At 64.8% G+C, this 25559-nt stretch carries 25 protein-coding genes; 10 read left to right on the forward strand and 15 right to left on the reverse strand.

Annotated features, from left to right (window positions below; genetic code table 11):
- Positions 1 to 54 precede the first annotated feature (54 nt).
- Positions 55 to 774, forward strand: a complete 720-nt coding sequence (locus tag SPH52_RS15565) for a glutamine amidotransferase-related protein (RefSeq protein WP_411795955.1) — start codon at positions 55 to 57, stop codon at positions 772 to 774.
- Positions 775 to 848: 74 nt separating this feature from the next.
- Here the strand turns inward: SPH52_RS15565 and SPH52_RS15570 are convergent, their stop codons facing one another.
- The 5 genes from SPH52_RS15570 to SPH52_RS15590 all read right to left on the reverse strand — a co-directional run bounded on the left by SPH52_RS15570 (position 849) and on the right by SPH52_RS15590 (position 7840).
- Positions 849 to 2456 carry a gamma-glutamyltransferase family protein gene (locus tag SPH52_RS15570; protein ID WP_411795956.1) on the reverse strand — a complete coding sequence of 536 codons (1608 nt, stop codon included), beginning with the start codon at positions 2454 to 2456 and terminating at the stop codon, positions 849 to 851.
- On the reverse strand, positions 2446 to 3987 hold the full coding sequence (locus SPH52_RS15575; RefSeq protein WP_411795957.1) for a tripartite tricarboxylate transporter permease: 1542 nt from the start codon (positions 3985 to 3987) through the stop codon (positions 2446 to 2448). Before SPH52_RS15575 ends, SPH52_RS15570 begins: the two co-directional genes overlap by 11 nt.
- A 17-nt stretch (positions 3988 to 4004) precedes the next feature.
- Positions 4005 to 4475 carry a tripartite tricarboxylate transporter TctB family protein gene (locus tag SPH52_RS15580; protein WP_411795958.1) on the reverse strand — a complete coding sequence of 157 codons (471 nt, stop codon included), beginning with the start codon at positions 4473 to 4475 and terminating at the stop codon, positions 4005 to 4007.
- Positions 4476 to 4525: 50 nt separating this feature from the next.
- Complete coding sequence (locus SPH52_RS15585) at positions 4526 to 5473, reverse strand: Bug family tripartite tricarboxylate transporter substrate binding protein (RefSeq protein ID WP_411796062.1); 948 nt, start codon at positions 5471 to 5473, stop codon at positions 4526 to 4528.
- 150 nt (positions 5474 to 5623) lie between these two features.
- On the reverse strand, positions 5624 to 7840 hold the full coding sequence (locus SPH52_RS15590) for a heavy metal translocating P-type ATPase (protein WP_411795959.1): 2217 nt from the start codon (positions 7838 to 7840) through the stop codon (positions 5624 to 5626).
- 81 nt (positions 7841 to 7921) lie between these two features.
- Between SPH52_RS15590 and cadR the strand changes: the two genes are divergently transcribed.
- Complete coding sequence (gene cadR / locus SPH52_RS15595) at positions 7922 to 8380, forward strand: Cd(II)/Pb(II)-responsive transcriptional regulator (RefSeq protein WP_411795960.1); 459 nt, start codon at positions 7922 to 7924, stop codon at positions 8378 to 8380.
- Between the two features lie 20 nt (positions 8381 to 8400).
- Positions 8401 to 9030, forward strand: a complete 630-nt coding sequence (locus SPH52_RS15600; RefSeq protein ID WP_411795961.1) for a hypothetical protein — start codon at positions 8401 to 8403, stop codon at positions 9028 to 9030.
- On the opposite strand, the gene iadA is transcribed toward SPH52_RS15600, so the two are convergent.
- The 7 genes from iadA to SPH52_RS15635 form a co-directional block, all read right to left on the reverse strand.
- Positions 9015 to 10163: a beta-aspartyl-peptidase gene (gene iadA / locus SPH52_RS15605; protein WP_411795962.1), complete on the reverse strand. Its 1149-nt coding sequence runs from the start codon at positions 10161 to 10163 to the stop codon at positions 9015 to 9017. The genes SPH52_RS15600 and iadA overlap by 16 nt on opposite strands.
- A 64-nt stretch (positions 10164 to 10227) precedes the next feature.
- Entirely contained in the window at positions 10228 to 11013 is a 786-nt protein-coding gene (locus tag SPH52_RS15610; protein ID WP_411795963.1) for a transporter substrate-binding domain-containing protein, read from the reverse strand.
- A gap of 355 nt (positions 11014 to 11368) precedes the next feature.
- Positions 11369 to 12136 carry a transporter substrate-binding domain-containing protein gene (locus SPH52_RS15615; protein WP_411795964.1) on the reverse strand — a complete coding sequence of 256 codons (768 nt, stop codon included), beginning with the start codon at positions 12134 to 12136 and terminating at the stop codon, positions 11369 to 11371.
- Between the two features lie 123 nt (positions 12137 to 12259).
- Positions 12260 to 12991 carry an ABC transporter permease gene (locus SPH52_RS15620; RefSeq protein ID WP_411795965.1) on the reverse strand — a complete coding sequence of 244 codons (732 nt, stop codon included), beginning with the start codon at positions 12989 to 12991 and terminating at the stop codon, positions 12260 to 12262.
- A 1-nt stretch (position 12992) separates the two neighbouring features.
- Positions 12993 to 13694 (reverse strand): ABC transporter permease, encoded by a 702-nt coding sequence (locus tag SPH52_RS15625; protein WP_411795966.1) that lies wholly within the window; start codon positions 13692 to 13694, stop codon positions 12993 to 12995.
- A gap of 12 nt (positions 13695 to 13706) precedes the next feature.
- A complete protein-coding gene (locus tag SPH52_RS15630; RefSeq protein ID WP_411795967.1) occupies positions 13707 to 14477 on the reverse strand; it encodes an ABC transporter ATP-binding protein in 771 nt (256 codons plus the stop codon).
- Between the two features lie 244 nt (positions 14478 to 14721).
- Positions 14722 to 15708: a succinylglutamate desuccinylase gene (locus SPH52_RS15635; protein ID WP_411795968.1), complete on the reverse strand. Its 987-nt coding sequence runs from the start codon at positions 15706 to 15708 to the stop codon at positions 14722 to 14724.
- A 202-nt stretch (positions 15709 to 15910) separates the two neighbouring features.
- Between SPH52_RS15635 and SPH52_RS15640 the strand changes: the two genes are divergently transcribed.
- Entirely contained in the window at positions 15911 to 16810 is a 900-nt protein-coding gene (locus SPH52_RS15640; RefSeq protein WP_411795969.1) for a class I SAM-dependent methyltransferase, read from the forward strand.
- A gap of 114 nt (positions 16811 to 16924) precedes the next feature.
- A complete protein-coding gene (gene wrbA / locus SPH52_RS15645; protein ID WP_411795970.1) occupies positions 16925 to 17521 on the forward strand; it encodes an NAD(P)H:quinone oxidoreductase in 597 nt (198 codons plus the stop codon).
- 159 nt (positions 17522 to 17680) lie between these two features.
- Here the strand turns inward: wrbA and SPH52_RS15650 are convergent, their stop codons facing one another.
- Positions 17681 to 18751: a tartrate dehydrogenase gene (locus tag SPH52_RS15650; protein ID WP_411795971.1), complete on the reverse strand. Its 1071-nt coding sequence runs from the start codon at positions 18749 to 18751 to the stop codon at positions 17681 to 17683.
- Positions 18752 to 18893: 142 nt separating this feature from the next.
- Between SPH52_RS15650 and SPH52_RS15655 the strand changes: the two genes are divergently transcribed.
- A complete protein-coding gene (locus SPH52_RS15655) occupies positions 18894 to 19817 on the forward strand; it encodes a LysR family transcriptional regulator (protein ID WP_411795972.1) in 924 nt (307 codons plus the stop codon).
- A 12-nt stretch (positions 19818 to 19829) separates the two neighbouring features.
- Here the strand turns inward: SPH52_RS15655 and SPH52_RS15660 are convergent, their stop codons facing one another.
- Together SPH52_RS15660 and SPH52_RS15665 are read right to left on the reverse strand one after the other, a co-directional pair.
- Entirely contained in the window at positions 19830 to 20519 is a 690-nt protein-coding gene (locus SPH52_RS15660) for a TVP38/TMEM64 family protein (protein WP_411795973.1), read from the reverse strand.
- A gap of 75 nt (positions 20520 to 20594) precedes the next feature.
- On the reverse strand, positions 20595 to 21626 hold the full coding sequence (locus SPH52_RS15665) for a LacI family DNA-binding transcriptional regulator (RefSeq protein ID WP_411795974.1): 1032 nt from the start codon (positions 21624 to 21626) through the stop codon (positions 20595 to 20597).
- Between the two features lie 88 nt (positions 21627 to 21714).
- Here SPH52_RS15665 and ltnD point away from each other — a divergent pair, with 88 nt between their 5' ends.
- Genes ltnD through otnI form a run of 4 tightly spaced genes read left to right on the forward strand, consistent with a single transcriptional unit; the run spans position 21715 to position 25512 of the window.
- Complete coding sequence (gene ltnD, locus SPH52_RS15670) at positions 21715 to 22713, forward strand: L-threonate dehydrogenase (protein WP_411796063.1); 999 nt, start codon at positions 21715 to 21717, stop codon at positions 22711 to 22713.
- Positions 22714 to 22715: 2 nt separating this feature from the next.
- Positions 22716 to 24038, forward strand: a complete 1323-nt coding sequence (otnK, locus tag SPH52_RS15675; RefSeq protein WP_411795975.1) for a 3-oxo-tetronate kinase — start codon at positions 22716 to 22718, stop codon at positions 24036 to 24038.
- The gene (otnC, locus tag SPH52_RS15680) at positions 24035 to 24682 is read left to right on the forward strand and encodes a 3-oxo-tetronate 4-phosphate decarboxylase (protein WP_411795976.1); all 648 of its coding nucleotides are present in this window, start codon (positions 24035 to 24037) and stop codon (positions 24680 to 24682) included. The genes otnK and otnC overlap by 4 nt, the downstream gene beginning before the upstream one ends.
- A 35-nt stretch (positions 24683 to 24717) precedes the next feature.
- Positions 24718 to 25512: a 2-oxo-tetronate isomerase gene (otnI, locus tag SPH52_RS15685; RefSeq protein WP_411795977.1), complete on the forward strand. Its 795-nt coding sequence runs from the start codon at positions 24718 to 24720 to the stop codon at positions 25510 to 25512.
- Positions 25513 to 25559 lie beyond the last annotated feature (47 nt).

Genomic DNA, 25559 nt, shown 5'->3' on the forward strand with positions numbered 1-25559 from the left:
CCGTGGCGGGCAGGCAGCGAGACCAGGGATGGTTCAACGAAAGGAGATTCACCGATGCGCATCGGGCTACTGCAGTGCGATGACGTGGCGCCGGAACTGCGCGAGGCCCACGGCAACTATCCGGAAATGTTCGCCGCCCTGTTCCAGCGGGTAGACCCCACGCTGGAGTTCCAGGTCTGGCGCTGCCTGGACGGCGAAATACCTGACGACATCGACGCCGTCGATGCCTGGATGACCACCGGTTCGAAGTACGGCGTCAACGACGGGCTGCCCTGGGTCGAGACGCTGTGCGAGTTCGTGCGCGAGCTGTGGCAGGCCGGCAAGCCGCTGGTGGGCATCTGCTTCGGCCATCAGTTGATGGCCAAGGCGCTAGGCGGCGAGGTGGTCAAGAGTGAGAGAGGCTGGGGCGTGGGCATGTCATTCAATCGCGTCGAGACCCGGGCCGAATGGATGGAACCCTGGCAACCGGGGCTCGACCTGCTGGTCAGCCACCAGGACCAGGTCGAGTCACTGCCGCCCGAGGCCAAGGTGATAGGCGGCAGCGACTTCTGTCCCCACTACCTGATGCAGGTCGGCGAGCACTTCCTCGGTGTGCAGGGCCATCCCGAATTCACCAAGGAATACTCGCGCGACCTGATGGCGCTGCGCCGGGAATTGGTCGGCAGCGAGCGCGTACGTGAAGGCGAGACATCGCTCATTGCTGCGGTCGACGACACGCTGATGGCGCGCTGGATACTGAATTTCCTGCGGCATGCGATGGAGGCGCGTCACTGAGCGTCTGACTCAACGCAAACGGCCGGCAGCGCAGGCGGCAAGCCAACGCCTGCCGCCCACCTCGTCGACCGGCCCTACCAGGGAAGAACGGCGGAATCGGTACGTGGCTCGGTGCCGCCACACAGCACGCCGGAGGCGTTGTCGCGCAGAATGATCTGGCCGCGCCCGAAGCTGATCGAATCGGCCGTTTTCACGATCTGGTGGCCGCGTCGTGCCAGGGCCTGGGCGAGGTGGTCCGGGAAGTTCGGCTCCACCTCGACCGTCCTGCCCTCGGTCCATTTCCAGCGTGGCAGATCGAGAGCCGCTTGGGGATTCAGCCGATCCTCGAGCATGGCGGTGATCACCTGGACATGTCCTTGTGGCTGCATGTAGCCGCCCATGACCCCGAAGGGCCCCACGGCTTCGCCATTGCGGGTGATGAATCCGGGGATGATGGTGTGGTAGGTGCGCTTGCCCGGCGCCAGGACGTTGGCATGCTCGGGATCGAGCGAGAAGGAGCAGCCACGGTTTTGCAGGCTGATGCCGGTGCCTGGTATCACGATGCCCGAACCGAAGCCCATGTAGTTGCTCTGGATGAACGATACCATGTTGCCGTCGCCATCGGCGGTGGCGAGATACACCGTGCCGCCCTTGATCGGGTTGCCGTGCTTGGGATCGAGTGCCCGCTCGCCAATCAGCCCGGCACGGGCCCGCAGGTAGTCGTCGGCGAGCAGCTGTTCCACGCTCGGCTGCATGGCGCCACGTTCGGTGATGTAGTGCCTGCCGTCCATGTAGCCAAGTTTGGTGGCCTCGATGCGACGGTGAAGCGTCTCCACCGGGTCACGGCCCTCCTCACCCAGGCGCTCGAGGATCCCTAGCGCCTGCAAGGCGATCAGTCCGCTGCCGTTGGGCGGTATTTCCCAGATGTCGTGGCCGCGATAGCGGGTACTGATCGGTTCGACCCACTCGGGCCGGAAGGCGGCGAGGTCTTCGTGGCACAGCAGGCCGCCATGCTCCTGCATGAAGGCATCGATACGCTCGGCCAGCTCGCCCTGGTAGAACGCCTGGCCACGGGTCGCGGCAATGGCGCGCAGCGTGCTGGCGTGGTCGGGTGCCGTCCAGCGTTCGCCGGGTCGGGGGGCGCGGCCATTGGGTGCGAAGGTGTCGAACCAGGGCTTGAATACGTCATCGCCGTACGGACGGTAGTCGGCATGAGCTTCCTCCCACATCTGGCTGACGACAGGCGAGATGGGGAAGCCGCACTCCGCAAGGGCGATGGCCGGGGCCAACAGGTCGGCGAAGGGCAGCTTGCCGAAGCGTTCGGAAAGGGCGGCCCAGGCGGCCGGTGCGCCGGGCACCGTGACCGGCAGCACGCCATGCTCGGGTACCTTGTCGTGCCCCCTCGCCCTGATGGCCTCTACGCTCGCTGCCCGAGGGGCCGGTCCGCTGGCGTTCAAACCATGCAGCTCGCCGTTGACCCAGACGATAGCGAAGGCGTCGCTGCCCAAACCATTGGAGGTGGGTTCCACTACGGTAAGGGCAGCGGCGACGGCAATGGCGGCATCCACGGCATTGCCGCCCTGCTGCAGGACTTGAATACCAGCCTGTGCCCCGAGCGCTTGCGAGGTGGCGACCATGCCACGGCTACCGAACGTGACCATGCGTTGCGAAGCGCTTGGGTAGTAGAGGGCATCATGCTTCATGGGAAGGCTCCTTGACATGCTGGGCCGGGTTCTGCGCCTGCAGCTGAAGTCGTTGTATTTTCCGGTTCTGGTAGAGGGAGAGGATAATCGAGATTACCGCAAGCAGCAGGAACAGTGCCGAGAGCGGGCGGGTCAGGAACGTCAGCCAGTTGCTGTCCAGTTCTAGCGCGCGGAAAAGCTGGCGCTCCAGGTTGTCGCCCAGCACCACGCCGAGAATCAGCGGCGTGAGCGGCACTTCGGCCTTCCACAGCAGGTAGCCGAGAATGCCGAAGGCGAACAGAACCCAGATATCGAACAGGTTGTTGTTGAGGGCATAGGAACCGATCGCACAGAGCATCAGAACGACCGGCACCAGGATCTGCTGGGGGATGAGCGAGATCCTGGCGAACCACCGCACCAGCAACAGCTGGCAGATCACCATGACGATGGCGCCGATCAGCAGGCTGACGTAGATGGCTCCCACCAGCACCGGGTTCTGCTCGAACATCAGCGGCCCAGGCGTGATGCCATGCAGGATCAGGACTCCCATCATGATGGCCATGGGCAGGTCGCCGGGGATGCCTAGCGCCAAGGTCGGCACGAAGGAGCCGCCGGCCACGGCGCTGTTGGATGCCTCCGACGCGACGATCCCGTCCGGGATGCCTGTGCCGAACTTCTCCGGGTGGCGCGACAGCTTCTTGGCCTGGTCATAGCTGATGAAATTGGCGACGGGGCCGCCGGTGCCGGGCAGGGCACCGACCAGGCTGCCAATGAGAGAGGAGCGGAGCGTGTTCAGCTTCTGCCCTGCCATGTCACGCAGTATGCGGCGGTAGGGGATGGAAACGTTGCTGTCGATCTTCTGTTCGCCATGCTCATCATCGCGCAGCTTTTCGATGTTCTCCATCAGCTGCGCAAAGGCGAAGACGCCAATCATGACCGGCAGGATTTCGAAGCCGGACTCGAGGACGGGGAAGCCGAAATCGAAGCGTAAGTTGCTGTTTCGATCGTAGCCTACCGTGGTGATCAGGAGCCCAAGGGCCGCCGCGAGCAGACCCTTGAGCATGGCGCCGTTGGAGAGACCGGCCACCAGCGTCAGGGCGAAAATGACGAGCGAGGTGATTTCCCAAGGCCGAAAGTTCATGCTGAAGCTGGCGATCAATGGCCCGAAGAAGATCAGCACCACCACGCTGATCAGCGTGCCCAGGAAGGAGGCCATCACGCCGATGCCAAGCGCACGACCGGGTTGGCCGCTCTTCGCCATGGGGTAGCCGTCGTAGACGGTGGTAATCGAGGAGGGCGTCCCGGGGATACCGAGCATCACGCCTGACACCAGCCCGCCGGAATAGCCACCGACGAAGACGCCCACCATCAGCGATACACCGCTGACCGGATCCATGGCGAAGGTGAAGGGGAAGACCACGAGAATTGCCATGGTCACCGTGAAGCCGGGAATGCTCCCGCCGATAATGCCAAACAGCACGCCAATCGTGATCAGCAGCAGCACTTGAGGGCTACCGACCTGGACGAGCGCCTGCAGAAAAAAATCAGCCATCGGTAACTCCTGAGCCATCAGGGCAGCCAGACCTTGAGGCCGAACCGGAAAATGACGTAAATCAGAGGGACCAGGGTGAAGCTAACGGCCAGGTTGAGTGCCCACTTTCGCCAGGTATCGACACCTAGAAGAAGTGCCAGGGAAGCGACCATGAAGCAAAGCGTGGCGACTATATAACCGACAAACGGTAGCAGCAGTGCGTACAGGCCGAACATGGCGAACAGAGCCAAGACGGCCTTGTTGTACGCCAACCACTGGAGAAACGTACGGCGAGGGCTGGTGCGCTGAGGCACGCCATCGATCATTGACTTGATGAAAATCAGTGCGGCGAGAAGCGCAATCACACCTAGCAGGATACGCGGGAAGAGCGCCGAGCCGTAAGGCTGCCAACTGGTAGGTGGCCTGATGTTGCTCGTCTCGGCCAGCATGATACCGACCAGCACCAGCATGGCGAGCGCCAGGGCACGATCCTTGGTTAGCCTCAACATGAGTCTCCCCCATGGCTGCCGGCCGGGTAAGGGCCGGCAGCGCTATTGGCTCAGTTCTGGAAGTCGATATTCTCAGCCGCCGCGGCCAAGGCAGCCTCGGTCTCGTTCAAGAATGCCTGGTAGTCGTCACCGGAGAGGAAGTGAACCACGGAGCCGAACTCGTTCTCGATCCGTCTGCGGACGTCTTCATTTTCCACGGCCTTGGCGTAGGCCTCTACGACGCTGTCAATGACTTCCTGAGGGGTGCCCTTGGGCGCAAAGATGCCACGGTTGGTGGAGCTGACGAAATCTATGCCTAGCTCCCTCAAGGTCGGAGTGTCGGGAAGCTCATCAAGGCGTTCCGCATGGGCTACTCCGAGAGGGCGTAACAGGCCGCTCTCGAAGAACGACTTGCTCGATGGCATGTCGGCGTTGACGAAATCGATGTCCTTGGCCATCAGCGCGGATATTTGTTCGGCAGTGTCCTGATAGCCGATGAAGCGTACTTCGTCCGTGCTCACGTCGAGAACGTTGAAGAGTTGCGCCCAGAAGAAATGATCGACCGATGAGGGGATCATGCCAAACCGCACCTGACCGGGGTTGTCATGGATATAGTCGAGCATCTCGGACGCATCGTTCACCGGGTGCTCGGCGTGAGTCATCGGCACCACGATGGTCTGGGTCAGCAGGGCCACCGGCTCGAAGGCGTCATAGGAGTAATCGACCGTGCCAGCCAGTTTGGACAAGGCGATGGTGTCGTGGCTGCCTAGCAGCGTATACCCATCGGGCCGAGCGTCCTTGACGTGGCGAGACCCAAGAGTGGCGCCGGCGCCAGCCATGTTGACCGGGACGATCGATACCCCAAGATGTTTTTCGGCTTCTTGGGAGACCAGGCGAAAGATGACATCGGTAGCGCCACCGGGGCCATACGGAATGACGAGTCGGATGTCCTGTTCGGGATAGTCGGCAAGCGTTGTCCCTGCGAATGCAATGCCTGAAGCGAGGCCGAGGGCGGCCAGGGCATGGGGGGAGTCTCGGGAGTTTCATGACGAACACCGTTTTGTGAGTTGTAGTATGTCCCAAGCCAGCCTAAGCAGTGGCGAGTACGAAGCGGTATATCCCAATTGGGGTAGGCGGGCATACCGTTCCCTCCCACCCGGGTTTGCTCGTCAAGACCGGGATGGCACTGGCCTCTCGTTCCGGCGCAGCAGGCGCAGGCCGTTGGCCACCACGATCAGGCTGGCGCCCATGTCGGCGAACACCGCCATCCACAGGGTGGCGTGACCAGTGAAGGCGAGCGCCATGAACACCGCCTTGAGGCCCAGGGCGATGGCGATGTTCTGCATCAGCACACGGCGCGTACCCCGCGAGAGGCGCAGGAAGTCGGCCAGGCGGCGCGGGTCGTCGTCCATCAGCGCCACGTCAGCGGTTTCGATGGCGGCATCGCTGCCCAGCGCGCCCATGGCGAAGCCGATGTCGGCGCGCGCCAGCGCCGGGGCGTCGTTGATGCCGTCGCCCACCATGCCCACCGGCCCCTGCTGAGCACGCGCCTCGATCATCGCCAGCTTGTCCTCCGGCAGCAGCGCACCGTGGGCCTCGTCAATGCCGGCCTGGGCCGCCACCGCGGCCACGCTGGCCGGGGTATCGCCGCTGAGCATCAGCGTGGTCACGCCCAGCCGGTGCAGCGCCTCGATGGCTTCGTGGCTCTCCTGGCGCAGCGGGTCGCCGACGGTGAACAGCGCCAGCGGCCGGTTCTCCTGCCCCAGGATCACCAGCGTCTCGCCGCGAGCTTCGTGCCCGGCCAGATGGGCTTCCAGTGTGTCGTCCGAGGCCGCGAACTGCTGCATCAGTCGGCGGTTGCCAAGCCAAACGCTGCGCTCGTCCTGCTTGGCGACCACGCCGCGGCCGGGCAGCTCCTGCACCTCGCTTACTTCCAGTGGAACGATGCCATCTGCCGCGGCCGCTCGGGCCAGGGCCGCCGACACCGGGTGCGACGAACGCCCGGCAAGCCCCGCCGCCAGCGCTCTCAGGCGTTCCCGATCGAGCATGTCCGCGCCGTCGAGCGGATGCCAGATGCGCTGGGAGGGGCGGCCCTGGGTCAGGGTACCGGTCTTGTCGAAGGCGAGGGTGGTCAGTCGGTAGCCCTGCTCGAGTACGTTGCCGCCCTTGATCAGGATGCCCGAGCGGGCAGCAGCGGCCAGGCCGCTGACAATGGTCACCGGAGTGGAGATCACCAATGCACAGGGACAGGCGATCACCAGTAGTACCAGCGCGCGGTAGATGCCTTCGAGCCAGTCGATGCCGAACAGCCACGGCCAGGTGAGCGCCACCAGCAGGGCGATGCCGAACACCGCCGGGGTGTAGACGGTGGCGAAGCGGTCGATGAAGCGCTGGGTGGGAGCACGGTTGGCCTGGGCCTGCTCGACGGTATGGATGATACGGGCGAGGGTGGTGTCGCTTGCCGCACGAGTGGTGCGATAGAGGAACTCGCTGCCCTGGTTGACGCTACCGGCGAACACGGCTTCGCCCGGTGCCTTGTCCACCGGCAGGCTCTCGCCGGTGATGGGCGATTCGTCCAGTGCCGGGTGGCCCTCGGCCACGCTGCCATCCAGTGCCAGGCGTTCGCCGGGGTGCACGCGCACCAGGCTGCCGACGGCGACGTCGCTGGCTGGAAGGCTGCGAAAGGTGCCGTCGGGCTGGCGCACGCTGGCGCTTTCCGGCGCCAGTTCGAGCAGCTCTCGGATGGCGTTTCGCGCCCGGCCCAGTGAGCGCGCCTCGATGCGCTCGGCGAGGGTGAACAGTACCAGTACCATGGCCGCCTCGGCCCACTGGCCGATCAGTAGCGCACCGGTTACTGCCACGCTCATCAGGGCGTTGATATTGAGCATGCGGTGGCGCAGGGCGATGAAGCCCTTCTTCCAGGTGGGCAGGCCGACCAAGGCGATGGCCGTTAGCGCCAGCGCGGCGGCAAGCCAGGGCTCTGCCAGTTTCAACCAGTGGCTGGCCTCGGCGACCAGGGCGAGAGCGGCGGCTGCGCCGATCTTCCACCATGGCTCTTCGCTGCTGGCTGTCGGCGCGGTGCGCTGGGTGGGGTCATCGCGTTCGGCGGTCATGCCGGTGGCGGCGATGCGACGCCGGATGGCCTCCTCGCCGACATCCCGGTGGTGCACGGTGAGCCGACGGCCGATCAGATCGAAGTCGAGCCGCTCGATGCCCGGCATGTCCTCCAGAGCCCGGCGCAGCAAGCTCTCCTCGGTAGGGCAATCCATCGCCTCGATGTGCAGGCGCAGCGACTGCGTGCCGGCAGGGCGCTGGCCTCGCCTCGGCGGGGCAGGGCGGCTCTCGGTGGTGCAGGCGCCGCCGGAGCAGCAGGATCGTTCGGTCATGGTAGAACTCCGTGTCATCGCTTATGCTGATGACACACCCTATAGCCACTACAGGGTCAAGAGAAATCAAGGAGGCGGACCATGAAGATCGGTGAACTGGCCACCCGCACGGGCTGCCCGGTGGAGACCATCCGCTACTACGAGCGCGAGGGGCTCTTGCCCGAGCCTGCCCGCTCCAGCGGCAACTATCGCCTTTATGCGGAGCCCCATGCCGAGCGGCTGCGCTTCATTCGCCACTGCCGCACGCTGGACATGACGCTGGACGAGATCCGTACCCTGCTCGATTATCATGACCATCCGCGCCAGCCGTGCAATGCCGTCAATGGTCTGATCGACGACCACCTGGCCCACGTTGAGGCCCGCATCGAGCAGTTGCAGGCACTGCGCCAGGCGCTGGCCACCCTGCGCTCACGCTGTAACGGCGAGACCGACTCCAGCCACTGCGGCATCCTCCAGGAGTTGGCCCAGCCAACGCCGCGTGAACTGCCCGCCACGAACGCCGAGCCCAGCCATGTACCAGGACCGCATGGCAGCCATTGATGCCATTCATGAGGAAGTTCATGCCGAACAGGGACGTCCCCGCCTACTATTCGCAGTGGGTCTCGAGCGAGCGTATACCCGATTTTCTCTCCGGACGCATGGCAGCCGTCGACGATCCGCGCTGGGCCGAATCCGGTGCTGCCAGCGCCGATGTGTATGCCCGCTGGGCCTCCCACATTTGCGGCATGGCCTGCACCAAGATGCTGCTCGAAGAAATCAACGGGGAGCGCTTCACCCTGTTCGACCTTCTTGAAAGGAGCCGGGAAGTTGGCGGCTACGTGGACAGCGAAGCAGACATCAAGGGACTCTACTATCGCCCGCTGGTGCAGCTGCTGAGAGAGCATCATGGGCTGGATGCCGAGGTGGTGGAGCACGTCGAGGCCGAACGTCTTGCTGCATGGCTGGTCGAGGGGCACCGCGTCATCGCCTCGGTGCACCCCACGATACGCACTCCCGATCAGGATCCGCCGCACCGTGGGGGGCATCTGGTCTACCTGTTCGACCTGGATGAGCGGGGGCGCCTGCGCTTCCACAACCCTTCCGGCCTACCCGGCATGAGCCAGGCGGACGCCCGCCTCGCTCCTGCGGTCTTCGAGCGTTTCTTCGCCGGGCGCGGAATACTGGTAAGGCTTCCTCAGGCGCTCAGATAAATCCGCCGACCCTGCGCCCAGACTTCGTCGATGGACCATTCGCCTTCGGCCAGCACCAGCAGGTCGGCGTCACGGCCGGGCTCGAGCCGCCCCTTGGCGTCAAGCCCGAGTGCCTCTGCGGCGTGGGTGCTGGCGACGCCGAGCGCCTGTTCCAGCGGCACGCCGTGCTCGTTGACACATTCACCCACCGCTTCGAACAGGCTGGCAAGCCGGCCGGGCTCGAGCCCGACGAAGCGGCGCTGGGCATCGAAGCGGGGCAGCGAGGCGTTGGCGTCCGACGACAGGGTGATCCGCGAGGGCTCGACACGGGCGTGCAGGGCACGGGCGACGGCCTCGGCGGCGTGCACTTCGCCGCCGGTCAGCAGTTCGGCGGTGGTGCTGGTGGTGAAGTCGATGCGCCCGCCTTCGCGAGCGAAGCGTAGGCCGTCCTCGAACAGTTCCGGGGTGCGATTGATATGCGTGGGCAGGAACTGCGCGATGGGAATGGCGCTGTCGCGGGCTACCTCACGCAGCGGCTCCAGATGGGAGGGGGCGTCGCCGGTGTGGATGAAGACGATGCCCGACTTGCCGGCCAGCATGCCCGCGGTGCGTGCCTCCGAGGCCAGGCGTGCAAGCTCGAAGGAGGAGGGCTGCGAGCCGCGATGGTCGCTGATCGCCACCTCGCCCACGCCGATGAACTCGGGGACGAACAGGATATCGCTGGCTACCGAGCCAGTGAGAGTGACCGGTGGCAACTGGTAGGAGCCGGTATAGCAGTAGGTAGTGAGCCCCCCCGCGGCGAGTTCACGGGCCTTGCCCAGCAGGTTGGAGGGGGTACGGGTCAGGGCATCGGTACCCAGTGCGCCGACCAGGGTAGTGACGCCAGATGCCACGGCGTCCGCCAGGGAAAGCTCGGCGGTGCGCGTGCCGAACCCTCCTTCGCCGCCGCCGCCGATGAAGTGGACCAACGGGTCGACCAGACCGGGTATGACCCGTCGACCACCCAGGTCGATCTCGGTGACGGCCTGCCCCGCGGCAGGCAGGGCCTGTTCCGCCGGCACTATGGCGGCAATGCGACGGTCGGCAATCAACAGGTGACACAGCCCCATGGCTCTGGGGGCATGCAGCTGGGCATTCTTCAGCAGGGTCAGCATTCGGGTTCCTTGTTGACAGCGAACGCCGGCCTGGGCCGGCGTCCGCGGGGATGGCTCAGCTTGCTTAGAGCTTCACGTCGTAGTTGAAGTAGCGCTCCATGAGCTCATCGTAGGTGCCGTTCTCCTTGAGTGCCGCCAGCGCCTCGTTGAAGCGCTCGGCCAAGGCTTCGTCGCGGGGGCGGAAAGCGACGCCCACGCCCTTGCCGAAGATGTGCTCCGGCTCCTTGATGAAACCGCTGATGCGCTTGAAGTCGCTGCCCGCGGTATCGATGGCTATGGTCGATTCGGCAACCGGATAGTCCATGAAGGTGAGGTCGAGCCGGCCGGCGCGCAGGTCGGTCACGACGTCGTCGGCGCTGGTGTAGCGGCGGATCTCGACTATATCGCCATAGAGTTCGGTCACGTAGTTGTCCTGCAGGGTGGCCCGCTGCACGCCCACGGCCAGCCCTTTGAGGCTATCGCGATCCTCGATGTCGATCTCGCGATCATTGGGCGTGATCCAGGCGCTCGGCGTGGTGTAGTAGGGCTCCGAGAACAGCACACGTTCGGCGCGCTCATCGGTGATCGACATCGACGACATGATGGCGTCGTAGTTACGTGCCAGCAGGCCGGGGATGATGCCATCCCAGTCCTGCTCTACCCAGGTACACGATACCTCCAGATAGTCGCATACGGCATTGCCCAGTTCGATCTCGAAGCCGGTCAACTCACCGTCGGGCTGGCGGTACATGAAGGGTTCGTAAGGGATGTCGACACCCAGGCGTATCTCGGAGTAATCGCGGGCGTGGGCAATACCAATGGACAGGCCGGCTGCCAGGCTGGCAGCCAGGAACAGGTTGATGGAACGCATGAGACTTCCTCCCGGGAAGATATTGTTTTGCTCAAGGTTAGGGTTTGCCGTATTCGGCAAAGTCGTCGCGTTCAGCCGCGACGAGGCACACGGTCACCGCCGTTCAGGCAGGACGTGTCGGATGGCACGGGCGTGCCGATGCGACCGGGAAGGCCGCGGGAAGGGGTTTATTCGTCGAACCACTCACTGAGGTAGAAGCTGTCGAAATAACAGCGGTAGACCTCAGACATGGGCTTGTTGAAGTGATCGATCATGGACGTCGTCCTGATGCGCTTGGTACGCAATTGACTTTCCTGCAAGTCGCAGCGCTTGTCAATTACCCTCCCCGGCTAGGTGCCGGGGAGGGATGATGCAATCATTCCTCGGCGAAGTAACGCTGGTAGATCTCGTCGTAGGTGCCGTCTTCCTTGAGGGTGGCGAGGGCTTCGTTGAAGCGCTGGGCCAGAGCCTCGTCACGCGGGCGGAAGGCGATGCCGAAACCTTCACCGAAGTACTCCTCGGGCTCGGTTACCATTTCGCCGACCACGTGGAAATCGCCGTCCGGATTGTCGAGCAGGGTGGCCTGTCCGACCACGTACTCGAGGAAGACGATGTCCAGGCGCTGGGCCTGCAGGTCGAGCACCATGTCATCGGCGGTGGAGTAGCGGCTGATGTTGGCTATGCGACCGTAATTGTCGGTGGCGTAGCTGTCGTAAGTGGTGCCGCGCTGTACACCGATATTCTTGCCGGACAAGGTTTCCTCGTTGATCTCCGAGAGTTCGCTGCCCTCCGGGGCGAACCAGGCGCCGGGGATAGTGATGTAGGAGTCGGAGAAAAGTACGGTCTGGCGGCGCTCGTCGTTGATCGACATGGAGGACATGATGGCGTCGTAGTTGCGTGCCAGCAGGCCGGGGATGATGCCGTCCCACTCTTGCTCGATCCACTCGCAGGTCACGCCGATCTCTTCGCAAAGAGCATTGCCCAGGTCGATGTCGAATCCTGTCAGCTCGCCTTCGGGAGTGCGGTACTCCATCGGCTCGTAGGGTACGTCGACCCCGAAGCGCACGTGCTCGTAGTCACGGGCCTGGGCGGTACCGGCAGCGATGGCTAAACCCAGCAGGGTGACTGTCAGCAGTTTTTTCATCGTTCGTTTCCCTTTTGTAGTCGTTCGTACACCTTTTGGGTGACGTCGCGCTTGAATTTAGCGCAGCCGTGCCTGGGTCGAAAGTCCCAATGCGCGGATTTTCCAACGCCTGTTTGACGTTGCTCAATTTCCACTCTGCGGCTTGAGGTGCGCCAGCATCCGTTTCTCCAGGTAACGGAAGAGATAAAGAATGGCAAAGGTCAGGCACAGATAGATCGCTGCGGCGAACAGGAACGCCTCGAACGGGGCATAGAAGCGTGCGTAGACGAAGCGTGCCGCCCCGGTGAGATCCATCAGTGTGACCACACTGGCGATGGCGCTGGCATGCAGCATGAAGATCACCTCGTTGCCGTAGGCCGGCAGGGCGCGGCGGAAGGCGCTGGGCAGGATAATGCGGCGCATCATCAGTCCCTGCGACATGCCGTAGGCCCGGGCTGCCTCTATCTCGCCGCGCGCTGTCGCCTTGATGGCGCCGCGGAAGATCTCGGTGGTGTAGGCCGCCGTGTTGAGCGTGAAGGCGATAAGGGCCGGGTAGAAGGCTTCACGCAGAATCGGCCACAGGAACGTCTGCTGAATCCCGTCGAAGAACACCACGCCGTAGTAGATGATGTAGAGCTGGATCAGCAGCGGGGTGCCACGGAACACGTAGGTGTAGGCGTAGATCGGCAGGCTGATCCAGCGACGGTTCGAGCTGCGGCCGATGGCCAGCGGTACCGCCAGCACCAGGCCGATCACCAGCGACAGGAACACCAGTTGGGTGGTGGTGACCAGCCCTTCCCAATAGTAGGCCAGGGTCTGGGGAGTGAAGATACGGTTGCCGGCCAGCAGTTCGTTGAGCCAGGGAAGATCGATCATCTCAATGGCCTCCGAAGCCGACGTTGTAGCGTTTCTGCAGTCGGGAGAACACCCACTCCGAGACGCTGGCGATCAGCAGATAGACGATGGCCACCGGAATAAGGAAGGTGAACGGCTCGTGGGTGGCGCGAGAAGCTTCAGCGGCGATGCGCACCATGTCGGAGAGTCCTATCACCGAAACCAGCGCCGTGGTCTTGAGCAGCACCATCCAGTTGTTGGAGATTCCCGGCAGTGCATGGCGCATCATCTGCGGGAAGCGGATGCGCCGGAATACCAGCCAGGGGCTCATGCCATACGCCTTGCCGGCCTCGATCTGACCATGCTCCACGGCCATGAAGGCGCCGCGGAAGGTCTCGCCCATGTAGGCGCCGAAGATGAAGCCGATGGTGAGCACGCCTGCGGCGAAGGCGTTGAGATTGACGTACCAGTCCAGACCGGTGCGGTCGTAGATGGCGTCGGTGAGCACGTTCAGCGCCATCTGGCCGCCGAAGAACAGCAGCAGCATCAGCACCAGGTCGGGTACGCCGCGAATGACCGTGGTATAGAGCGTGGCCACCTTGTGCAGCAGCCAGTTGCGCGACATCTTGGCGCTGGCTGTGAGCAGCCCCAGGATCAGGGCGAGTATCAATGACAGCACGGCAAGCTGGAGGGTGACTCCAGCGCCTTCCAACAGCCGCGGGCCATAACCGTGTAGATCGAGCATATCGGTCTCCCCTCAGTACTTCGGCGCTAGGAACTGCTTGAGCCGCGGCGAGGTGGGGTTGACCAGCACCTCCTGGGGCGGACCGGCCTCTTCGACCAGGCCCTGGTGGAGATAGATCACTTGGCTGGAGACGTCCCGGGCGAAGCCCATCTCGTGGGTTACCACCACCATGGTGCGTCCCTCGTCGGCCAGGTCGCGCATGACCTTGAGCACGTCGCCGACCAGCTCTGGGTCAAGCGCCGAGGTGGGTTCGTCGAACAGCATCACTTCGGGATCCATGGCCAGCGCCCGGGCAATCGCACCGCGCTGCTGCTGGCCGCCGGACATCTGCGCCGGATAGGCATCGGCCCGGGCCGTCAGGCCCACCCGCTCGAGCAGTGCACGGGCATGCTCGACGGCTTCCTTCTTCGGTTTGCCGAGTACGTGCACCGGTGCCTCGATGATGTTCTCGAGCAGGGTCATGTGAGCCCACAGGTTGAAGCTCTGGAACACCATCGACAGCTTGGCGCGCATGCGCACCACCTGCTTCCAGTCGGCGGGCTCGCGGCCGTGCTTGGTCTGCTTGAAGCGAATTTCCTCGCCGTGGACGATCAGATCGCCCTCGTCGGGCTGTTCGAGCAGGTTCATGCAGCGCAGGAAGGTGCTCTTGCCGGAGCCGGAGGCTCCGATCAGGGTAATGACGTCCCCTTTTCTGGCCTCGAGCGAGAGACCTTTGAGGACTTCGGTATCACCGAAGCGCTTCTTGATGTTGCGCACTTCGAGTGGCATCGGGGTATCGGCCATGGGACGGGCTCCAGGTCGGGACAGGTCGCTGATGGCGACGGGCCGGTTCAAGCGGGCAGGCGCGAAAAAGGGGCGATTCTAACAGGCCTGGGCGCTTTGGGCAGAGAGGCATGAGCCCACGCCATGAGACGATGGTCGATAAAGCAAGGAGAGGAAAGCATGGTGAAGGCTCCTGGTTATTGTTGTGTGCCCATGAAATATTGCTGGAAGTTGCGGCTATTTCAGGCGTTTTTGTTTTCTGTGGTCAGTCGGGCGGCTGTGCAGGCCGGGCCAGCAGTGCGGCGCGTGCGCCAAGCTCCACCGCGGCGTTGGGGAACACCACGCTGAGCGGTTCATCTTCGACGATGAAGGGGCCGGTCTCGGCATCCTCGGCGAGCCGTGCGCCGGGCAGGAATTCGGTGAAGTTAGGCGTGTCGTTATCGAAGCACAGGCGGAAGTCGGTGGAATGGCGCATCAGCTCGTGGGCCACGCGGAAGAACACCATGCGTGTCGGGTCGTCGCCAAGTGGCTCGCGTCCCTCTATCAGTGCTTCGAGCAGGCGCGCCATGGGGGCCAGCGGGGCGAGATCGTTCTGCCCGAAGGGCAGGGCGCGGCCCAGCTCTAGGGTAAAAGCCTGCGCCTGATGGTAATGCTTGGAGTAGTGCGAGAATGTCCAGCTGTGCTGATGCTGGTGCAGCACCGCCTGAATGTCTGCCGCGGCCAGCCAGCGCCACTGCTCGGATCGGGTGTTGGTGTCGGCGAAGGGCTCGACCACAAAGCGCGGGAAGCGGCTCTGGCGAATCGCCGTATGCAGGTCGTAATGGAGGCGTTCACGTCCCGGATGGCGGGCGAAGAAGGCGTCCACGGTGCGCATCAGTTGGCGGGCGCGGTCCGGCTCCATGCCGGCTTCGTCCAGGTCGCGGCGGAACAGGCGGTTGAGGTTGGTGGTCACGTAGCGCTCGGCGCGGCGGATGGCTTCGAGATTGCCCAGGATGACCAGCACCGGTGCTCCCAGCGTCAGCAGCCCCGCTTCGAGGCGGGCGAGACACTCCCCCAGCAGCTCGATGGGGGCGGTCTCGTTGCCATGGATGCCCACCGAGAGCACGCAGGCTTGCGCTGCTTCGCCACACGCAAAGGGAGACAGCTCGAGGATGCCCGCCGCGTGCAGGGTATAGGTGCCGCCGGAAAGCGTGCCGCTACGTGACTTTGGTGCGGCGTCTTCCAGGCTGAGTTCGATCCATTCCGACAGCATGGTGTGTCCGGGTCGGTTGTGAGTGCGTTTGTTAGACCATGGATACCATCCTGCGCACGTGGTCATATCGCAAGGTCGTGCGTCGGGCTAGTGAAAGCCCGGGTGCGATATTGAAACTGGTGAGCCGACCTTCGGCCAATGGGGGTAGCGCCGCGCGAAGGCTATGCTGGGCCTTCTTATCCGAATGGCCAGGAGCCCCGATATGGCAACCGCTCGCGGCGAGATGACGTCCAAGCATGTCGGCTTGCTCTACGCCCACTACGATGCCGCCACCGCTGACGCAGGCCGGACCCTGCTGGCCCGCCTGCGCGAGGCATTCCAGGCGGCCGGGCGCGACCCGCAGCGCTTGAACCTGGATGACGTCGCCGGCATCGACCAGCTTCACCTCGGCGGGCGTAGTGCCAGCCGCGCCCTGGCGGCACTGGGCGAGCTCGGCGCTGGCGCGAGAGTGCTCGACGTTGGCTGCGGCACCGGCGGTGCCAGCAGGCTGTTGGCGGCCGAGTACGGCTGCGACGTAACCGGGGTCGATATCACCGCGGCCTTCGTCGAGGTGGCGAGCTGGCTCAGCACGGCCACCGGTTTGGCCGAGCGTACCTGTTTCCTGTGTGCCGATGCTGCCAGCGTGCCATTGGCTGCGGGCAGCGTCGATGTGGTGTGGTGCCAGCATGCGCTGATGAACATGCCGCATGCGCCGAGGGTGCTGGCGGAGTGGCAGCGACTGCTCGTTCCCGCTGGCCGAATACTGCTGCACGAGCTGGTAGCCGGCGACAATCGCGAGCCGCTGGCGCTGCCGGTACCCTGGGCGCGTACCCAGGCCACCAGTCACCTGCGTAGCCGGGAGCAGCTCGAGCGCGTCATGGAGCTGGCCGGCTTTGAGCGACTCGAGGTGGAAGACGTTACCGACACTGCCTTGGCCTGGCGACAGGAGCACAGCCGACGCGAGAGCCAACCCGACGGGATGACTCAGGAATCGACGCCACTGCCGGGGCCGGCGTTGATCTTCGGCAGCGCGTTTGTCCGCATGGGGCGTAATCTGCGCGACAACCTGGCCGCCGGCAAAGTACGTGTGCTTGCCGGGAGCTGGCAGCGAAGGCAACGATAAATTCGAATCGGCTAGACGAAATGCTTCGCTTTTCTTGGTCGCGCTCCTTCCTATGCTGTAGTCACTTGCCGGCTGGGCCGGCGTTCGGATGGCAACGACGAAAGGAGGCGCAAGATGATCAAGGTACTCGTGCTCTACCACTCCATGTATGGCCATATCGACACCCTGGCCAAGGCCGTGGCCAAAGGCGTGCGCCAAGTGGAGGGCGCCGAAGCCTGGGTGAAGCGCGTGCCCGAGACCATGGATCCCGAGGCCTTCGCCAAGGCAGGCGGCAAGACGTTCGATACCCCCGAGGCCAAGCCTAAGGAGCTGGCCGACTACGATGCGGTGATCTTCGGTACGCCTACGCGCTACGGCAACATGACCGGGCAGATGCGCACCTTCCTCGACCAGACCGGCGGCCTGTGGGCCAAGGGGGCGCTACGCGGCAAGGTGGGCAGCGTATTCACTTCGACCGGTACCGGTGGCGGCAACGAGACCACCATCCTCACCTCGTGGACTACCCTGGCGCACCATGGCATGTTGATTCTGCCGATCGGTTATGGCCTGGAGTCGCAGTTCGACATATCGAGCGTGCAGGGCGGCTCGCCTTATGGAGCCTCGACGCTTGCCGGCCCCGATGGCTCACGCCAGCCCACCGAGCATGAACTGGAACTGGCAAGGATGCAGGGGCGCAGTGTCGCCGAGGTGGCAGTCAAGCTGGCGGCCTGACAGCCCTACTTCCGCTGGATCGCAGGAGAACGGCGAGAAGCTTCCGTTTCATCCATCGTCGTGTGCGCACTGATGGAAGACGAGTCATACCAAGGCCGGCCCTGGCTAACCAGGGCCGGCCTTGGCAGGGAAACATTGCGCAGGAGAGCGTGAGCCTGATCAGGCGAGGCGCTGCGCAACTGCCTGGCCTAGCGTCCCGGTGCTTCCCTTGCCGCCGACATCCGGCGTCAGAACGTTCGGGTCGGCCTCTTCCAGCACCGCTTCGAAGGCATCGACGATAGCCTTGGCGGCTTCCTTGTGGCCCAGATGCTCCAGCATCATCGCGCCGGACCAGATCTGGCCGATGGGGTTGGCGATGCCCTTGCCGGCGATGTCCGGGGCGCTGCCATGGACCGGCTCGAACAGGCTGGGGAAGGTGCCCTCGGGATTGATGTTGGCCGAGGGAGCTACGCCGATGGTGCCGGTGCAGGCCGGGCCCAGGTCGGAGAGGATGTCGCCGAACAGGTTGCTCGCCACCACCACGTCGAACCAGTCGGGGTGCATGACGAAGTTGGCGGTGAGGATGTCGATGTGGAACTTGTCGACGTTGACCTCGGGGTAGTTGCCCGACATGGCCACGACACGCTCGTCCCACCACGGCATGGTGATGGCGATGCCGTTGGACTTGGTGGCCGAGGTGAGCTTCTTGCGCGGCCGGCTCTGGGCCAGGTCGAAGGCGAACTTCAGCACCCGATCGGTGCCGTAGCGGGTCATTACCGTCTCCTGGATCACCACTTCGCGCTCGGTGCCCTCGAACATCTTGCCGCCGACGCTGGAGTACTCGCCCTCGGTGTTTTCGCGCACCACATAGAAATCGATGTCTCCGGGCTTGCGGCCGGCCAGCGGGCTCTTGATGCCGGGCAGCAGCTTGCACGGGCGCAGGTTGATGTACTGGTCGAACTGGCGGCGGAACTGCAGCAGTGAGCCCCACAGCGAGATGTGGTCCGGCACCGTGTCAGGCCAGCCCACGGCACCGTAGAAGATGGCGTCGAAGTCCTTGAGCTGGTCGAACCAGTCGTCGGGCATCATCTGGCCATGCTTCTCGTAGTAGTCGCAGCAAGCGAAGTCGAAGTGAGTCAGCTCCAGGTCGATACCGAAGCGCTTGGCGGCGGCTTCGAGTACGCGCACCCCTTCGGGCATCACTTCGTTGCCGATACCGTCGCCGGGGATGACGGCGATGCGATGGGTCATGGTCGAATCCTCAGGTGGTGGTCGTGAATTGGGCGACGCGAGTTCTTGCCTCCCGGTTTACCTGCTCGCAGTCTAGCCCTTGGCATTTCAGGAATAATCAGGCTGAATGGAAAGGTATTGTTGATTCTAAGTGGAGAGTGCCTTGGCTCAGCTCGACGATCTCGCCTTCTTCCAGCAGTTGGCCCAGGCGGGCAGCCTGACGGCCACGGCGCGCGAACTGGGTCTGTCGCTGTCGGCGGTGAGCAAGCGGCTCAAGCAGCTCGAGGCACGCCTGGGGGTGGAACTGGCCAGCCGCACGACCCGGCGCCTCTCGCTGACGGCGGAAGGCGAGCGCTATTTGGAGAGAGGGGCGGCCATCCTCGAGGAACTGGCCGAACTGGAGGAGGCGTTGGGCGAGCAACAGGCGGCGCTTTCGGGGCCGCTGCGGGTCAACGCCACCTTCGGTTTCGGGCGGCGCCACGTGGCACCGTTGCTGTCAGCCTTCTGCGCCCGGCACCCCGGCCTCGAAGGCGTGCTCGAGCTCTCCAACTATCCCCTCAGCCTGGGTGAGCAGGGCTTCGATATCGGCATTCGCATCGGAGAGCCGCCGGACTCCCGTCTGATAGCCCGTCGCATTCTCTCCAATCGCCGGCTGCTGTGCGCTTCCCCCGGCTACCTGGCGCAAATGGCGCCGCTCGTCTCACCGGCGGACCTCGCCGCCCACGCCTGTCTGATACTGCGCGAAAACGACAGCGACTATGGTGTCTGGCGCTTCTGCCGCCGTGACGACACCTCGACCGAGCAGGCGGTGAAGGTGGCCGGCCCTCTGGCCAGCAACGACGGAGAAGTGATCGTGCAGTTGGCTCTCGATGGCCACGGTATTGCGCTGCGCTCCTGGTGGGACGTTCACCCGCACCTGATGGAGGGGAGGTTGGTCGAGCTGCTGCCCGAATGGCAGGGCGTGCGCGCGGATTTCCATGCCGTGTACCAGCAGCGGCGTCACGTGCCGGCGCGTATTCGAGCCTTCGTGGCGTTCCTCGAGGAACAGATGCCGGGCCGAGTGCCGTCCATGACGGGCGGAGCCTGATGGCCGGCGCGTTCAGCCTCGGTGTCGACGCCGCTGGCGAGCGTCGGCATAGCGCTTGAGCCCGTACAGCAAGGCCAAGCCCACGACGATACCGCCGCCCGCCAAGGCCAGCTCCCGGCGGTCCTCGGCGGTCAGCAGCGTGCCGAGCTGGCTGCTCAGCAGGATGATGCCAGCCAGCCCCGGCGTGGCGCCGATCAGGGTTCCCAGCATGTAGTCGCGAAAGCGGATGTGAAAGGCGCCGGCGAGCAGGTTGGTCAACGTGTAGGGCGCCAGGGGCAAGAGGTTGAGTATGGTCATGGTGCGCACGCCGCGCCCGGCGAGGAAGCGCGAGAGCTTTTGCAGCCGCGTGCCGCCGTAGCGCAGCAGGGCGTCGCGCCCCAGCCAGCGCCCCAGCCAGAAGGTGGCGACCGCACCTACCAGCGTGCCGATGAAGGAATAGATGAACCCCCACACCGGGCCGAAGATCAGGCCTGCCAGCACCACCAGCACGCTCAACGGGAACAGCACCAGCGAGGCAGCCACGAAGGCCGCGACCACCACGGCGCCGGCCCAGGGCTGGTCACGCCAGGCCAGCGAACCCTGTAGCAGGGAAAACAGGGTGTTGGCATCGAACAGGTCGCGTGCGGCCAGCCAGTGCACCAGGAAACCCACAAAAGCGAGCGCCGTGAGGAGAGCGAGCACGAGGAGGACCTTGCGGGACATGCGGGCGGCCTGCGCAGGAACGTGGCTTCAGCATAGGAGGGTCGCGCGCCGGGGCCAAATATGCCGAAGCCGGTATCAGGTGCTCTCGCCGATCAGCAGCTCGAAGCCGACATCGTGCTGGCGGTGTCGCACGCGCTTGCCTTCGAGCTTTCGGATCACTTCAGTCGCGGCGAGCTGCCCCATGTGCTGGCGTGGTGAACGAATGGTGGTCAGGCGGGGCGTCACGTGCTGTCCGAGAGGCAGGCCGTTGAAGCCGGCGATGGCGATGTCATGGGGCACGCTGAGGCCTAACCGCTGTGCGTGCAGCAGCGCCCCGGTGGCCAGGTCGTCATTGGCGAAGTGGATCGCGCTGACGCCGGGATGGTCGGCAAGCGCCCGTTCCAGCCCGGCGGCGCCAGCGTCCAGGCTGCCGAGCCGGTCGAGTTCGAGCAGTGGCGCCTCGAGCCCGGCTCGTTCCAGCACCTCGCGGTGGCCCTGGTAGCGCATGCCGGCGCGGTAGTCGCTGGTCAGACGAGCACCGACGAAGAGCAACCGGCGGTGGCCTCGCTCCAGCAGGTGGCGAGCCATGCAGCGGCCGGCTTCGGTATGGTCCAGCCCGACATTGAGATCCAGTGCCTCGCCCAATTCCATGACTTCCATGATCGGCTTGTCCCAGTTGTCGAGCAGGGTATGGCAGGCAGAACTGTGGCGCAGGCCGGCGGTCACCAGTGCCGAGCAGGACCAGCCGAGAAAGGTGCGGATCAGCTGATACTCGCGTTCGATGTCGTAGTCGGTATTGCCCAGCAGGATCTGGTAGCCCTGAGCCTCGAAGGTTTCCTGCAGCCCCTGGATCACCTCGATGAACACGGCATTGGCCAGCGAGGGCACGATGACGGCGATGAATCGCGAGCGTGCGGAAGCCAGGCTGCCCGCCACCAGGTTCGGCACGTAGCCCAGTTGCTCCACGGCTTCGAGCACTCGCGCGCGGGTCCGTTCGTTGACCTGGTCCGGATTGTTCAGGGCACGCGAGACGGTGATCGGCGAGACCCCGGCGGCATCCGCCACTTCCTTGAGCGTAAGCTGCTCCGAGCTGCGACGTCGGCGGGGCGGTTGGGCTTCGTTAGACATTGGTCGCGTCCTGTTGGCGGCTCCTTGCTGGAGCCCATTGAATCATCTACAACGATGATAGCGCTATCATGATAGCGCTATCATGCCAATGAATTTACCGCGGGAAGACAGGCGCTGTAGCCATCATTCAGCCGCAGGCAGGTCAGGGGAGGCTCAGGTGAGCGACGACACGGCAACACCGCGAGTGGGCGTCATCGGCCTTGGGGCGATGGGATTGGGGACGGCAACGACACTGCACGAGCGTGGCCTGCCGGTGATCGGCTGCGACGTCTCCGAGTCGGCCTGCCGTGCCTTCGAAAGCGTCGGCGGGCGCTGCGTGGCAAGCCCTGCCGAGCTGGCCGGCCAGTGCGACGTGGCGCTGCTCGTGGTGGTCAATGCCGAGCAGGTCGAGCAGGTGCTGTTCGGTGAGCATGGTCTCGTCGACACCTTCGCTCCGGGTGGACTGGTGATGCAGTGCGCCACCGTGGCGCCGAGCCTGGCCGAGCGGTTGGGTGAGCGCCTGGCCGAACGTGGCATCGCCATGCTCGATGCGCCGATCAGCGGTGGGGCAGCCAAGGCGCGGGCGGGGCAGCTCTCGGTGATGGCCTCGGGTAACGCAGATGCCTTCGCCAAGGCGGGCCCGGTGCTCGATGCCATGGCGGCCACCGTCTATCGCCTGGGCGATGCGCCGGGCATCGGCTCGAGCATGAAACTGGTCAATCAGCTGTTGGCCGGGGTGCATATCGCCGCGGCGGCTGAGGCCATGGCGCTGGGCATCCGCATGGGGCTCGAACCGCGCACCGTCTACGAGGTGATCACCCACTCCGCCGGCAACTCCTGGATGTTCGAGAATCGTGTGCCGCACATCGTCGATGGCGACTATACCCCGCTCTCGGCGGTGGACATCTTCGTCAAGGACCTCAACATCGTGCACGAGACCGGGCGCGAGCTGGCCATGCCCACACCGATTGCCGCCAGTGCCTTGCAGCAATTCACTGCCGCCAAGGGGGCGGGCTTCGGCCGCCAGGACGACGCGGCGGTGATCAAGGTCTACCAGCGACTCTCCGGCATCGCCCTGCCAGAGGCTGCCAACGACGGAGGAGAGTGAACATGCCGATCGTGTTGGGCGCCATCGCCGACGACTTCACCGGGGCCACCGATCTGGCCAACAACCTGGTGCGTGGCGGCATGCGCTGCGTGCAGTTGATCGGCGTACCCGAGCATGGTCTGGATGAGCTGATCGAAGGTGCGGACGAGATCGACGCGGTGGTGATTGCGCTGAAGTCGCGTTCGTGCCCGGTACGGGAGGCCATGCGCGATTCCATGCATGCCCTCGAGTGGCTTCGCGAGGCGGGGGCGCGCCAGCTCTTCTTCAAGTACTGCTCCACCTTCGATTCCACCGCCGAAGGCAATATCGGCCCCGTCAGCGACACCTTGCTGCAGCGCCTGTCGGCGCCCTTTACGGTGATGGTGCCGGCGTTTCCGGTGAACGGCCGCACCGTCTACCAGGGACATCTGTTCGTTGGTGATCGCCTGCTCAACGAGAGCGGTATGCAGCACCATCCGCTGACCCCCATGCGCGATGCCGATCTGGTACGAGTGCTGGCGCGGCAGAGCGAGCATCCGGTTGGCCTGCTGGCCTGGCACGAGCTGCAGAGGGGCGCGCAGGCGGTTCGAGCTCGGCTCGATGCGCTGGCCTCACGGGGCATGCGCCAGGTGATTTGCGATACCTTGACCGAGTCTGACCTCGATGTCCTTGCCGAAGCGGTGGTCGACCTGCCGTTGGTCACTGGCGGCTCGGGACTGGGGCAGGCCTTGCCGGTACAGTACCGCCGCCTTGGCTGGCTTGCCACGGAAGCCGAGGCGGGCGCCCTGGCGCCGGCCTCGGGCGGTGCCCTGGTACTGTCGGGCAGCTGTTCGCGGACCACCCTGGCCCAGGTCGGCGCCTTCCTCGGCCAACATCCCGGCTTTCGTCTCGACCCGCTGGCTCTGGCCGATGGCGAAGATCATCTGGAAGAGGCGCTGGCCTTTGCCCGCGACCGTCTTGCCGCAGGGGAGCCGGTGTTGATCTATGCCTCGGCTGCCGCTGAGCGCGTCCGGCGTTTTCAGGAAGCGCTCGGTCGCGACCACGCCGGGGAACTGGTGGAGCAGGCGCTGGGCTGGCTGGCTGTCGCCCTGGTCGAGGAGGGCGTGGGGCGGCTGATCGTGGCCGGCGGCGAGAGTTCCGGTGCGGTGGTGTCGGCGCTGGGCGTGCGGGCCATGCGTATCGGCGCACAGATCGACCCCGGCGTGCCCTGGACCCAGGCCACGCTGGCCGGTCGCGAGGCGCCGCTGTCGCTGGCACTGAAGTCGGGCAACTTCGGCGGCGAGGATTTCTTCCTGCGCGCCTTCGATACCTTGCCGACCGTGGACGATGCCGGAGCTGGAGCATGAGCACGGCCGACCGTAACCGCCTGCGCGAGCAGATCGCCACGCTCGGCAAGTCGCTGTTCGACCGCGGCTTGACCATGGGGTCGAGCGGCAACATCAGCGTGCGCCTGGACGACGGTGGTTGGCTGATGACGCCGACCAATGCTTGCCTGGGCCGGCTCGATCCGGCACGCATCTCGCGACTCGACCGTGATGGCCGCCTGCTCGACGGCGATGCACCGACCAAGGAGAGCTTCCTGCATCGGGCAATGTACGCCGAGCGGCCCCAGTCCGGCGCCATCGTGCATCTACACTCGACCCACTCCGTGGCGGTGTCGTGCCTGCCCGATATCGACCCCTGCGACTGCATTCCGCCGCTCACCGCCTATTATGTGATGCGGGTAGGACGCCTGCCCCTGGTGCCCTACCACGTACCGGGCGATCCCAGGCTGGGGGATGCCGTACGCGGGCTGGCCGGCAAGCACAGCGCCGTGCTATTGGCCAACCACGGCCCGGTAGTAGCGGGCAGAAGCCTTGAGGCAGCGGTCTACGCCACCGAGGAACTGGAGGAAACCGCCAAGCTCTACCTGCTGCTGCGTGGCCACAATCCGCGTGGGCTGACGCCCGAGCAGGTGGCCGAGCTCGAAGCGCGCTTTCCCCGCGATTGACCCGAATGGATGCGACCCGACATGAGAAACGAACGATGATCCAACTGGCCGCCAATCTTTCCATGCTGTTTACCGAGCATGACTTCATCGACCGTATCCCGGCGGCTGCCGAGGCGGGCTTTCGCGGCGTCGAGTACCTGTTCCCCTACGATCACGATCCCCAAGTGCTGGCAAACGCACTGCGCGAAGCGGGTGTTGAGCAGGTGCTGTTCAATATGCCACCCGGGGACTGGGAGGCGGGTGAGCGCGGCCTGGCCAGTCTACCGGGGCGCGAAGCCGAGTTTCGCGACAGCGTGATCGAGGCGCTGCGCTATGCCGAGGCCCTCGGCTGCCCGTGTGTGCATGCCATGGCCGGGCTGCTGCCGGTGGGTGCCGACGCCGATACGCTGGCGGCCCATCGTGCCACCTATGTGGCCAACCTGCGCTTTGCCGCCGCCGAAGCAGCCAAGGTGGGTCGCCAGGTGCTGATTGAGCCGATCAATACTCGCGACATGCCGGGATTCTTCCTCTCACGCCAGGGCCAGGCCATGGCGGTGCTGGATGAGGTCGGGGCCGGCAACCTCAAGTTGCAGTTCGATCTCTACCACTGCCAGGTCATGGAGGGCGACCTGATCCGCCATCTGGAGCGACAGTTCACCGCCATTGCCCACATTCAGATCGCCGGGGTGCCGGAGCGTCACGAGCCGAATGTCGGGGAAGTGCACTACCCGGCGCTGTTCGAACGACTCGGGCGGCTTGGCTATAGGGGCTGGATCGGCTGTGAATACCGCCCCGCGGCGGGTACTCGTGAAGGCCTGGGCTGGGGGAGCGGCTACGGGCTCATGACCTGAGCGAATCGCAGCTGGCGACCCTGGTACCAAGCGAATGTCTGCCAGAT

It is taken from the genome of Halomonas sp. A29 (assembly GCF_046723295.1).
Lineage (GTDB): Bacteria > Pseudomonadota > Gammaproteobacteria > Pseudomonadales > Halomonadaceae > Halomonas.